Here is a 13,214-nt window from a genome sequence, read left to right as displayed (position 1 = left end):
CCATTACACGTAGATCATTGTAGTTTGTACGCTACACATAAAAAGGACGGTTGATCATGCTGTTAAAAGCAGATTTTGAACGCATCTATTATAAGGAAAATGATCCGATCATCTATGATGTTCAGTTTACGATTGAAGAAGGACAATGGATAGGGCTGCTCGGAAGCAATGGCGCCGGGAAATCGACGACGATTAAGCGTCTGTTGTCACTCCACGATGGTTCTCAGGGAACGTTAACAACAAAAGAAGGATTGCGGATTGGGTACATTCCAGAGCGCCCGATCATTTATCATGCGCTGACCTTTTATGAGCACCTTGAGCTTTGTGCAGCGGCTTATCAGTTGGAAGATTGGCAACAAGAAGCCGAGCGACTCATCAAGCTTTTTGAAATGGAGGCAGCGATGCATCGTTATCCGACTGAATTTTCAAAAGGGATGCAGCAAAAGTTGATGATTATTCTCGCTAAGCTTCCAACACCGCATTTATATATCGTCGATGAGCCATTTATGGGACTAGATCCGATTGCCAACGATCACCTTCTCCACCTCCTTGCCAACGAAGTAACGGAAGGGAAAAGCGTGCTCATGTGTACACATTTAATTGATATAGCAGAAAAGTACTGTGAACGTTTTATAATCCTTGGTCATAAACGTATGCTGGCTTCAGGAACACTTACTGACATTCAAACTGCAACTGGTCTCCACAACGGCGCATTAATGGATTGTTTCCGTCAACTACATCAAGGAGGCGATCCGAATGCTCGCTCGTGACCTTTATATAAAGAGACGATCGGTCTGGAGAAAAGAGCAAAAAACATTGATTCGATCGATGGTGGACTGGGTGATTGCGCTTTATCTCATTATTCCAGCGATAGTTGCCATGAGCTTTGGCTGGGTGAACATGTATATTTCACCGCCAGCAGCCTTGACCAATCTTCCCTTATGGGTATTTGCGCTTCTTTTCGCCTTGCTCGCGTGGCCGACGAGCTTTCGATCATATTTTGCCGATGCTGATGCCTTATTCATCGCCAGACAGCAAGGCATTCTTCAACAGCTTTTAGATATCGGGACACGACGTATGGTATACTTTGAGTTCGTGCGTCTTTTAGCCATATGGTTCATTTTGCTCCCATTGTGGCACTTTCAGCCTTTACCGAACCTCGCCTTCTTGCTTTCTTTTTTGCTTTCCTTTAAAGTATATCGGATGGCTTGGAGCGGCCAAACGCGAACATGGCGTTGGATCGGTCTCATCTTTTTTGTTCCACTTCTATTGTTACTGTTTACAGGGTGGATTTGGGTTGCTACCGCGATTGTGCTTTTGGTTGGAATCATCATAAGCAGGAGGGACCTTACAGTGACTGTGGAAAAGTTAGGATATAACCATTGGCTAGATATAGAAAATCGGCTTGCTACGCGCTTTGTTCGGTTGATTTTCTGGGGAGCAAAAAATGCCTTTAGCGAATCCTTACGTCCACCGAAACCAAGCAAAGTTTTAAGCCGCATCCCGTTACACAATATGAGGGCGAATACGCCACATGGTCTGCTTTTCATCGTATTTACACGGTGGCTGTTGCGGCATATCCATCTCATTCTTCCTGTACTTGTCATTTTAGGTCTAGGCTTCATTGGCACATTGATCTCACCTATGTGGATTGCTATTGTCCTTACCATTGCAGTGACTTTAATTGTCGCCCAGTACATTCACTCTCTTTGGTCTTACTTCTTTTCCCAAAGTTTTCTGCAATTGTTTCCATGGCCTGCTGAAGTCAAAATGCCAGCACACGACCGTGTGATCACACCAATCGTTTCTTTTGTCTTCATCGTTATGGCCGGTGGCGTAGTAGTACGGCTCCTGCTTTAATCTATTTTCGGAGTGATGGTCTTCATGAAATTACTGACCGTGTGTCTAGATGCTCAACTGGACTCACAGCACCGTCTCATTCTTCAGTGCTCTCAGCCTGAATCCAAAACGTTTTCATATACATGGCATTCGTTGCTTTTTTCCAAGCATCCCGGTTCATTTTACGGCGCAGCCACTACAATATCACACGATGGTCGGAGCATTTCTTTAGACCCATCGACAGCGATTGATTTTCTCCAAACACGTGACAAGCCGTCTACACTTAACATCCAAAAAACTGATGCATACGACCGCCTAGAGCATGATGCAAAGGTCATTCAGGCTCTTTTGCAAGGAGAAAACCTTGAATCTGCAAAAGTAACCCCTTCTCATTGGGCTTGGTATGATGCCGTGATTCGCTTACAAAACAAGCGGAACACATTCTCACCTGTGCAAAACGAACAGACTTCAAACCAAATGATGCCTTTTCAGCTTGGCGTCCGCTTATATGAACCCGATGCAAAATTGTCTTGGCGGTTAGAGGTGGTGGCATGCGATAAAAAAACGCAAAACATGATCACCCCTTTAAACGCTTCGATCGAGGACGTCCCAGCGTCTTGGCAGAGCTGGTGGCATGCGACGTATTTAAAGCTCGCTCTCCGAGAACTGCCTGACCATCTTCACCTACCGAGGTCGTTTGAGACACTTGAGCTTGATGAAAAAGAAGCCGTCGAGTTCCTGACATTCACGAGCCCACAATTGCTTTCTGCTGATATTCCTGTATTTTTTCCCTCTGATTGGCGCGGGGCACGCCCTCCGCAATTCGGTATTCAAGTATCTCCGTACGTACAAGAAGATACCGTCAAAGCTGACTCGTATTTTCATTTCGACTGGACGCTGTCTGTTGAAGAGGGGGCAATGGATGAAGAAGCATTCCGCCAGCTTTTGGAGGAAGGGCACCGGTTGTTCAAATGGGGGGACGAATGGCTGTTAATGGACCCTACAGATTTGCAAGCAATTCAAAGACGACTCACATTCTTGCAATCTAAAGGGCTATCGCTAGCGGATTTGGTCGCTGGCAAGGTGTACACGTCAGATCAGACAGACGGAGAAGAAGAATTAGATATTATGCTTGATCCAAGCACGCCGGAAAAGTATCGTTCTCTCATCCATCAGCTGCGTCATCGTTCATCTCCTGAAGTGACGATTCCTGATGAATTTCAAGGCAAGCTTCGTCCGTATCAAAAAGAAGGAGTCGATTGGCTCGTGCAGCTGAAGTCGTGGGGGCTTGGCGGCTGCCTAGCTGATGATATGGGCCTCGGAAAAACGGTACAAATATCCGCATTTCTAGCGTATATTGCTAAACAAAGCACTACAAAGGCACCTTTTCTACTCGTCGTACCTACGTCGCTCCTCAGCCATTGGGTGTCGGAGTTGGATAAATTTGTACCCTTTTTATCGATTTATACCCATCACGGACAGCACCGACTGAAAGACGAGCATGCGACCACGGAGATTTTATCGCACCAAGTCATAATTACGACATACGGTGTTGTCGTCCAAGATTATCACTGGCTGAAAGACATTCAGTGGGAGATCGTCTGCGTCGATGAGGCACAGCATATTAAAAATGCCCAAACCCGCCAGTCAAGGGCAGTAAAAGCATTACAAAGTCAGCAGAAGGTTGCTTTGACTGGCACCCCTGTTGAAAATCGTCTGCGGGAAATGTGGGCTCTGATGGACTTAGTCAACCCAGGTTATTTAGGGTCACGCGTACAGTTTCATGAGCGCTTCGTCCTTCCTTATGAAAAAAATGACGACCTCGAGCGCCTGCAAACATTAAAGGCGCTCATCTCCCCTTTCTTGCTCAGGCGCACGAAGGCGGAGCTTCCTGAGCTATCATTGCCTGGTAAACACGAAAATACAGTCATGTGCAAACTCTCGCCCATTCAAGCGACCTTGTATCAACAGTGGGCGGATTATGCACTGCAAACCGTTAGGCAAGAGTCTGGCATTCGACGTAGAGGCGTCATTTTAGCGATGATTACAAAGCTAAAACAAATTTGTGACCATCCTGGACTTGTGCAACCGTCATATAAACGATTAGATGAGGGACTTTCATTAAAAATGGATGAAGCACGAAAGTTACTCGCGGATATTTACGCAGCTGGTCAGTCGACAATCATTTTCACACAATTTAAATCAATGGGAGAGCTGCTTCAACAAATGCTGCTTGAGCATTGGCAAAAGCATGTCCCATTTCTCTCTGGGTCTGTTCCCGCTCACCAAAGAGCAAAAATGATTCAGTCCTTCCAAAAAGGCGAATGCCCCGCAATGATTTTATCGCTTAGAGCAGGCGGGACAGGGTTGAACTTAACGAGAGCGAGCCACGTTATTCATTACGATCGCTGGTGGAATCCTGCTGTTGAGAGCCAGGCCACAGATCGTGCCCATCGCATTGGACAAACAAATGACGTACACGTGCATCGGTTACTCGTTCAAGGGACACTCGAAGAACGGATTAATGAAGTGATCGAGCGTAAAAAACGCCTACAAGATGAACTGCTCTCTTCTGACCAATGGTTAAGTGAATTATCAGATGAAGATTTTGAACAACTGTTATATTAACAAGCACAGCTTTCAGCGCTGCAGACAAAGGCATTCTAGGCTTTGTCTGCACGCTACTCACTACTTCTTTTTCTTCGTTCTCAAATAATACAGGTCATAAATCACCATTATATCCTTGAACGAACGCAAAAGTAAAAATCAATGGTTGCACACAAATAACCGTAAATCCATTCTCATTAGATTTACGGTTATTTTATGTGATGTCCAGCCCGCATTTAGCGCCACACTTATTATAAAATCAATCTGGCTCAATCTAACACGTGTTACCCACATCAGTTTTTCACTTGATTAACTTCTTCTCCAACGACCTTTTACTGCGTTACAGAAGAAACGATCAATAAACCTTTGTCTATCCTTTAACCGCTCCTGCGGTCATTCCTTGAATGATTTTCTTATAAAAAGCTAAGTAAATAACTAAGACTGGTAAAACCGTTACAGACATAGCTGCCATCATTTGTGGATAATTAACCGTATACTGACCATTAAAGTTCGTTAGCCCTACTGGTAAAGTACGTAATTCAGCATTTTGGATGAGCACTAACGCAAAAGGAAATTCATTCCAAGCCGTTAAGAAGCTCAGTATGATCGCTGTCGAAATAACAGGGGTAGCAACTGGAAACACCACACGAAAAATAATTTGAAACGTATTACAGCCATCCATAATCGCAGCCTCATCAATTTCACGTGGGATTTGTTTGATATATGATTCGAATAAAAAGATGACTATTGGTAAGCCAAATGCCACATATGGCATGATTAATGTAATCGGCTGGTTTAGTAGCCCTAAATTACGAAACTCTATAAAAACCGGAACGAGCAAGCCGTGAATTGGAATCAGCATACCGAACAGAAATAGAATATAAATTGTTCGTTTCCCTGGAAAGTCGAACCTCGCGATCATATAAGCAATCACAAAACCTAATAATATAATGAGCACAACCGAAATCACGCTATTATACACACTATTAAAGAAATATTGATGCAGATTGCCAACTTTGAATGCCTCAACATAATTAGAAAAATTCCATTTCTCCGGCAGGGCTAAAATATTCAATGTAAACTCTTGCTGTGTTTTAAAAGACGAATAAATCATCCAAACAATAGGAAAGATCGCCGATAGCGAAAAAATTAACAACAGTCCGTTGACAAACGCTTTCCCCAATGACGAAAAGACGCTCATTAATTTTCTCTCCTTCCTATTAATTGACTAATGAGGATCAATATTAAACTCAAGATGAGCATACCAATTGAAACCGCACTTCCATAACCAAGCTCAAATCGATCAAAGGACACATCATATGCATATTGCGACATAACAGTGGAGCTGTATCCTGGTCCGCCCCCTGTCATTACATAAATGTGATCAAATATCTTCATATTCCCAGCAATACACAGCATGATGGCGACCTTAATTGTTCCTTTCAGCATCGGCAAAGTAATATACCATGTTTGCTTCCAACCAGAAGCACCATCAATTTTAGCTGCTTCATATAACTCTTCGGAAATATTTTGCATAGCGGACATAAAGATAATCAAGTAGAACCCAATGAATTGCCATACAATTGGAACCGTAACAGAGGCCATCACAATATTAGGATCATCGAGCCATGGAGAAATCCATGACTCAAGACCAACTGTTTTCAGGAGATAATTTAACAAACCATAATCTTGGTTATAAACCATCGACCATAAGAAACCGATGATGACGGCTGCTAATACGTTTGGTATAAAGATAACTGTTCGATGAAATTGTCTCCATTTCACCCATGAGCGCGTTAACAAAACACTGATTAAGAAAGCTATACCGATTTGTCCAATAATACTCATGACAATAATATACAAGTTATTTGAAAAAGAGATCCAAAATACTTTATCTTGCATTAATGTCACAAAATTATCCAGTCCAATAAATTGTAAATTTGGACCTCCAGACCATTTATAGAAACTATATCTTAACGCCATAAATAACGGTATTAATACGACGAAAGTATATATAGCTAAACCAGGTAATAAATATAAATAAATCTTTTTATTACTCGGTCTTACAGCACTTTTTGCCCTCATTATATCCCCTTCAAACTGTTAGATTTCTTAGCATTACTTGCTATATTCGGCTTGAATATTTTCGGCGGCTTCTTGTGGCGTCACCTGATCAATCGTCATATTTTGCATGTTGCTATTCATCACTTCGATTAAGGCAGGATCTAATACTGTATCGTAAATAGGTACAAATTTACTTTCCTCAAAAAGTGTTAATAATTTTCTTGTTAGAACTGGTAATTCCATTTCATCACTATCCGGAACGACAACGGCTGGCATTTGACCCTTTTCTAAAATTAATCTACCAGCTTCTTGATTGGTGAGATGATAAATAAACTCTTTGATTTTTTCCAACTTCTCTTCTGATACATTAGGATTAATGGCGTACGCCCATCCGCCACCGCCAGATACAGTATTTTGCTCTCCTTGAGCACCTTCAATTTCTGGGAAAATCGCTACCTCTGTGTTATTCAAAACAGCTTCTGGCGCGTTATTTGCAATAGAACCAGCAGCCCAGCCACCTTCAATAAACATAGCCGCTTGTTCATTCATATACATCGCTTGTTGTTCACTATTATCGATGCTATTCATATTACTATTGAAAGCATTGTTGTTAGCTAACTGATCTATTGCAGAAAGCGCATCCACAAATTCCTGATCAGTAAAGCTAGCCTCACCATTTTTGGCAAGAATGTTATCGAACCATTCTGACCCTGTATAACGATTTGCCAATGTGCTTAAATAGCTCGAATTTAATACCCATTTCCCTTTGTTACCTAGAGCAATTGGCGTAACACCTGATTCATTCAAGCGGTCAATCGCACCTAGAAATTCGTCCCATGTGCTAGGGAATTCAGATATTCCTGCCTCTTCAAATAATGCCTTATTATAATAAATTAAATGGGAACTACCACCGGAAATCGGCATTGCATAAATCTCATCTTCAACTTGGAAAGGTGTAAAAGCTCCATCTATAAATTGCTCTTCCCAACCTTCTTTTTCCGCTAAGAAATCATTAAGCAATAATGCTTGACCGTTATCAGCAAATTGTTGAGTCATTGAACCCTTGATTAAAAATACGTCTGGAAGTTCATTTCCAGCAGCCAACGTCTTTACTTTTGTTTCATAATTATCATGTGACTGCACTTCCTGCTCAATGATCACATCTGAATTTTGCTCTTCAAATTCTTCGATCTTTTCAAGTTGGGCCATCGGTGCAGGTTCGCCTAACTCTTTGTTATAATAGTGCATCATTGTAATCGTTGTATTGCCATCGGCATTTTCACCTGCTTCACCTTCTCCCCCTGAGCATGCTGCCAATAAAAGAGATGAAAGAATAAACAAACCAAGCATGATAGGAAAACGCTTTAATAAATCCGCTTTCATTTTAAATTCCTCCTTCAAAATTGATATGTTGATTATACTAATCCAGGTGCTATGAAAGATTGGACATTTTTATCCTTTGTTCTCTATTCTTGTTTAATTACTATCTGCTTATACAAAAAACACCCATTAAACAAAAAGTCTAATAGGTGTTAATGGTGATTATTTTTATATTCCTTTGGTGTAAACCCTGTCTCTTTCTTGAAAACGCGAATAAAATATTTGTAATCTTTATAACCAACCTCTTCGGAAATCGCATAAATAGGTCTTGCTGGCTGCAAACTTATATATTCTTTTGCCTTGTTAATTCTGTACTCATTTAACCATTTGACAAACGTTTTTCCTGTGTGCTTTTTAAATACCTTACTTAAATAAGTTGAAGATACAAATACGTATTTAGCCAATATATCTAACGTAATTTCTTCCTTATAATGATCATGAATATACTGAATACATTGATTGACTACGTGATGCATATTCGAATTTTTCAACTTGTCTATCCGATCCATGACACTCTCGAGCTCCTGCGAAAGTATATGTTGGATGTGTATAACAGAATTCGCATTCCTTAACTGATCCATTACAACATCTGGAATTTCATATGAGATTTGCAACTCTAAATATGTGCGAACAAGTATTTTAATGGCCCAATTATTGATATGATCTAACGAGATACTTTTTTGTAAACATCGATTAAATTCGCGATTTAATATGAAATTTAATTTGTTTCTGTTGATGTCTTTAACTTGCTTTATAATCGCATCCTCAAGGGTATTCTCAATAGCCAGTAGATGATTGTCTGAGACTAATTCTCCATCAGGCACTTTTAATATTGTGTTTTTACCACTCATTTGACGATCCTTCTGACCAAGCGCAAACATGGCTTCGCGAAAAGAAGCAGCTAGCTTAAAAATGGAGTCATACAAAGACCCGACACCTACCGTTAGAACACCGCCAAATTGATGATTAAAAAGCTCGTGAATACGCGTGAAATCGTTTTCCACCCTATACTCATTTGAAGCGGACACATTTAATATGATGGCCAACTCTGTCTCTTTATGCATCCATATTACAGGCGACCATTCTTTCGGAAGTTCTTGTAACGTCAAATCTTCCAAGCCTTTGATCCAATTATCCCCATATCCCTCTTCCCCCATTTGAAGCAAAATCATTTGATACGAAGGACCTTTTAATGTTATTCCTAATGCCGCAGCATAGTCCAATTGGTCTTGTTCTATTTCCTTTGGACGCTTCACCAATTTATTTAGCCATTCTCTCCGAAGGACTTCTAATGTTTCTTTAGATACTCGATGACTTTTCTTTTCCTTATCTATTAATTGCTCGAGGTTTTTCATTACTTTTTCTAGATCTTCTACCCCAACAGGTTTAATTAAATATTCTTTTATGCCTAATTTTATTGCTTCCTGTGCATATGCAAATTCTTGGTATCCGCTTAATATAATCACGTAAATCGACATATACTTTTTTCGGATTTCTTTAGATAGCACCAACCCATCCATTACAGGCATTTTAACATCTGTTATCACAACATCTGGTTGCCAAGGCTCTATCATTTCTAGAGCAACTTTACCGTTATTCGCACCCTTAACTTGATATGAATATTGCGGGATGTTTTTTAATGCATTCACAATCCCATTTCTAATCATTTTTTCATCTTCGACGACTAATATTTTCAATGATTTACACCTTCTTTCGCTGCCTAGCCACCACCGTTAGGCCACCTTCATGATTTCTCTGAAAAAACAGCCCATACCCTTTGCCGTCTTCCATTTGTATACGATCATTTATATTTTTCAAAGCGACACACTTCTCATTTGGTTTCTTTAATAATTTGTTGAGCCTATCTACATCAGCCCCTACACCATTATCCTCTACTGAGACGACGAGATCGTGTTCATTCTGGACTAGTTTAATTTTTATGACCCCCTCACCACGTTCTTCAATCCCGTGTGAAATGGCATTCTCGACTAACGGCTGCAAAATCATTTTTATCGTCTTAAGTGGTTGCACCCCTTCCTGTATCTCTAATTGAAAGTCAATCATATCTTCATAGCGAACCTGTTGAATATTCAAGTAATGTTGGACATACTCTAATTCTTGTTCGACGGTAATCGCTTCATTATCTTCTTTTAAGATCATCCGAAACAACCTGGAAAGTGCGTGTACCATTTTCGCTGATTTTGGGGCATTTTCCATTAAACTTACCCAATAAATGGTATCTAACGTATTGTATAAGAAATGAGGATTGATCTTAGCTGATAGCGCTTTTAGTTCTGACTCTTTCTTCTTAATCTGAGCAATATAAACCATCTCAATTAAAAACTCAATTCTCTCCAGCATTGAATTAAAACCGTGGCCTAACTGAGCAATTTCATTAGACCCATTAATGGGGAATCTAACTCCCAAGTTATCGTCTTCCACTTCCTTCATTAGCCCTTGTAATCGTTTTATTGGTTTTACTACAAAACGTGAAAATTGATAAGCGACAAAAACACAAATGACTAAACTGATCACGAACGACCATATAATCAATGATGGCACTGCTTCATTCTCATTAATTAATTGATCCATAGAAACGACGTGTATCACAGAAAGTGGATACCCTTCTACCTTACTAGACGTTTTTATATATTTTTTTCCTTTCAACGTGACTTCATCTACATCGCCCTCTCCCTTATCCAGCAACCTTTGCAAATCTCTCGCATTAAAGTCCGATTTGACTTTAGACACAATCACATGATTTTGATTATTTACCAAAAATAAGTATCTTTAGTTTCAGGATCTTCAGTTTGAAATAAATCACTAATGTATTCTAAGTTTAATTCCACTGTGATATAGCCTATAACCTCGGTAATATCATGTATATTTTTCACTAACCGCGTATAGCGAATCGAAGGGCCGTCTTCTCCTTCGATCACCGCCGCCTTCCCATTTAACTTAAGTAGGTCTTGTTTTTCTTTATTGCTAATAGGTATATTTACCCCATTCGTATTTATAAGTATGTCGGATTGATCTTGAACCTGAATTGACTTTATATATTCTTTAGACCCTATGAGGTGAACAAGCAATTCTTCTACCTGCCTTTTTTCTTGTAAAAATGCATTCGAGTCCTTTTCATAATTAGACGTTAATAGATTTTGAGCTTGACTGCTTTGAATAATAAATAATGACAAATCATGGATATCACCTAGAAAAAAAGTAATATTGGCCACAATTTGGTCAACCGTATTTTCATCTGCTCTTTTCACATTATTCACAATATTATCTGTGTGTTTTGAATAAGATATAATACCTAATGACACCAACGGTACAAAAACAATCAAAAGCGTAAAGAAAAAAATACTATGTTGCAAACTATTTCTTGACAAAAATTTCAAAATATCATATCCTTATTATCTTTTGTACATATTGTAACGAATGATTTCTCAAAAATAAATAACTTCATTAAAACACCTAGAAAGCGCTTTTTTAGTTGAAAATAAATATTTTTCCAGAAAGCGTAAATCTTCGCTATAATTCTTTGGGCAAAAGATAGGATACTTGCGAAGGAAACGACCACTTAATGCAAGAGGATAAGCCCACTCTATGCCTGCTCACTATAAAGCGATCATTCAGATAATAAATGAACGATACAAATTAGGTCATGTTATACTACATAATAAATTTTAGGGCAAAGGAAGGTTGCATACATGAGGAAGAAAAAGACGCCGAATATACTTTTCATGATTTCAGATGATCACCAACATAACGCCATACATGCTTTAGGAAATTCTACGCTGGAGACGCCGAACCTTGATTATCTCGTGAACCAAGGGGTTGCCTTTACTCAGACACATATCATGGGGGGGATGTCAGGTGCTGTTTGTGCACCAAGTCGTGCGAGTGTTCACTCAGGGGCCAACCCATTTCGTACAGGAGGAGACGTGAATATCAATTCACAGCTAGCTCTACTTGGAGAGACTTTGAAGGAGCATTCATATCACACCTACGCTATCGGAAAATGGCATAACGATATCGATAGCTTCCAAAGGAGCTTTTGCGATGGGAAGAATATTTTCTTTGGAGGCATGAGCGACCATTTTTCTGTCCCTGTACATGATTACCAACCCGATGGAGAATATAGCGAAAAGACAGTGAGAAAAGCATCTGTGCATACATCGGAACTATTTGCAGACACAGCAGTGAGTTTCTTAAACGAATACGACAAGGAAGATCCTTTCTTTTTATATGTGGCATTTACAGCCCCACATGATCCACGGCAAGCTCCATCACCGTATCATGACATGTATGAAGAAGAATCGATCGAATTACCGCCTAACTTCTTAGATCAACACCCTTTTGATAACGGAGAAATGAATATTCGCGACGAACAGTTAGTCGGTATTCCACGTGAAAAAGATAATATTCGCCAACACACGAAGGATTATTATGCCATGGTTACTCATATGGACAAGCAAATAGGGAACATTTTCGAAACATTAAAAGAGAAAGGCATATTAGAGGACACGATCATTATCTATACAAGTGATCACGGTTTAGCTTTAGGACAGCATGGTCTAATGGGCAAGCAAAATATGTATGACCATAGTACTCGTATTCCATTCCTTATGAAAGGACCTGGCTTACCCGTAGGTGAGAAAAGAGAGCGGCTGTCCTACCAAATAGATATTTTTCCAACACTTTTCGACATGATTAATTTGCCTATACCTACAACAGTTGAAGGAAAGAGTCTTTGCGCTATGCTTAATGATCCAAATAAAAAAGAATGGAATACTGTTTACACGAAGTACTTAGACATCCAACGAATGGTCAAGGATGAGCGCTGGAAACTCATCAAATATTATGTAGATGATCAAAATGTCGGAAGCGATTGTATTCAATTATTTGATTTACAGCAAGATCCATGGGAAATACACAACTTAGCAGGAAAAGAAACGCACCTTCATATATTAGAATACTTAACACAAGAAATGAAAAAATGGCAGTTTCATTTAGGTGATCCTTTACGTCATATCGCCATTGATCACAACACGTGCTGTTCATTAACTGAGTAAAATGCTTGCAATAGATAACCGCTGTACGAAAAATAATTGTAATACAGTACCCGTCGCGATAAGGCGGGTACTCGTTACATGTTATAAATCATTGCCTTTTTGTAAGATTCAATCAAAAACGAGTATGTAAATCAAAGTGGATTGTCCAAGCTGTCAATATCGGGTTAAAAATCCCCAAAAACGCCGGACTAAAATTCCTCACTTTGCTGTTTCTGGAGCTGAAGGCAGAGGAAATACCCCGGCCTTTTT

The 13,214-nt window shown here is 39.8% G+C and carries 10 protein-coding genes; 4 read left to right on the top strand and 6 right to left on the bottom strand.

The genetic code is table 11. The annotated features are described in order from the left end of the window. Positions 1-56: 56 nt before the first annotated feature. Genes G4V62_RS10855 through G4V62_RS10845 form a run of 3 tightly spaced genes read left to right on the top strand, consistent with a single transcriptional unit; the run spans position 57 to position 4,467 of the window. The gene (locus G4V62_RS10855) at positions 57-770 is read left to right on the top strand and encodes an ABC transporter ATP-binding protein (RefSeq protein ID WP_165202111.1); all 714 of its coding nucleotides are present in this window, start codon (positions 57-59) and stop codon (positions 768-770) included. Then, positions 757-1,860 (top strand): ABC transporter permease, encoded by a 1,104-nt coding sequence (locus tag G4V62_RS10850; protein ID WP_165202109.1) that lies wholly within the window; start codon positions 757-759, stop codon positions 1,858-1,860. The genes G4V62_RS10855 and G4V62_RS10850 overlap by 14 nt, the downstream gene beginning before the upstream one ends. Positions 1,861-1,884: 24 nt before the next feature. Continuing rightward, a complete protein-coding gene (locus G4V62_RS10845) occupies positions 1,885-4,467 on the top strand; it encodes a DEAD/DEAH box helicase (RefSeq protein ID WP_165202107.1) in 2,583 nt (860 codons plus the stop codon). Positions 4,468-4,816: 349 nt separating this feature from the next. On the opposite strand, the gene G4V62_RS10840 is transcribed toward G4V62_RS10845, so the two are convergent. From G4V62_RS10840 to G4V62_RS10815, 6 genes are all read right to left on the bottom strand, one after another. Continuing rightward, positions 4,817-5,647 carry a carbohydrate ABC transporter permease gene (locus G4V62_RS10840; RefSeq protein WP_165202105.1) on the bottom strand — a complete coding sequence of 277 codons (831 nt, stop codon included), beginning with the start codon at positions 5,645-5,647 and terminating at the stop codon, positions 4,817-4,819. Further along, positions 5,647-6,531: a carbohydrate ABC transporter permease gene (locus G4V62_RS10835; protein WP_165202103.1), complete on the bottom strand. Its 885-nt coding sequence runs from the start codon at positions 6,529-6,531 to the stop codon at positions 5,647-5,649. The genes G4V62_RS10840 and G4V62_RS10835 overlap by 1 nt, the downstream gene beginning before the upstream one ends. A gap of 33 nt (positions 6,532-6,564) precedes the next feature. Next, positions 6,565-7,893 (bottom strand): ABC transporter substrate-binding protein, encoded by a 1,329-nt coding sequence (locus tag G4V62_RS10830; protein ID WP_165202101.1) that lies wholly within the window; start codon positions 7,891-7,893, stop codon positions 6,565-6,567. Between the two features lie 149 nt (positions 7,894-8,042). Next, a complete protein-coding gene (locus tag G4V62_RS10825) occupies positions 8,043-9,587 on the bottom strand; it encodes a response regulator (protein WP_165202099.1) in 1,545 nt (514 codons plus the stop codon). A 4-nt stretch (positions 9,588-9,591) separates the two neighbouring features. Then, positions 9,592-10,668 (bottom strand): sensor histidine kinase, encoded by a 1,077-nt coding sequence (locus G4V62_RS10820; protein WP_165202097.1) that lies wholly within the window; start codon positions 10,666-10,668, stop codon positions 9,592-9,594. Beyond that, positions 10,662-11,288: a hypothetical protein gene (locus tag G4V62_RS10815; protein WP_165202095.1), complete on the bottom strand. Its 627-nt coding sequence runs from the start codon at positions 11,286-11,288 to the stop codon at positions 10,662-10,664. Before G4V62_RS10815 ends, G4V62_RS10820 begins: the two co-directional genes overlap by 7 nt. A gap of 312 nt (positions 11,289-11,600) precedes the next feature. Between G4V62_RS10815 and G4V62_RS10810 the strand changes: the two genes are divergently transcribed. Then, positions 11,601-12,965, top strand: coding sequence for a sulfatase family protein (locus tag G4V62_RS10810; RefSeq protein ID WP_165202093.1), 1,365 nt, complete (start codon positions 11,601-11,603; stop codon positions 12,963-12,965). Positions 12,966-13,214 lie beyond the last annotated feature (249 nt).

Source organism: Litoribacterium kuwaitense, assembly GCF_011058155.1.
GTDB lineage: Bacteria > Bacillota > Bacilli > Bacillales > DSM-28697 > Litoribacterium > Litoribacterium kuwaitense.
The sequence above is the reverse complement of the archived record's forward strand: the minus strand, read 5'-3'. Positions and strand labels throughout refer to the sequence as shown.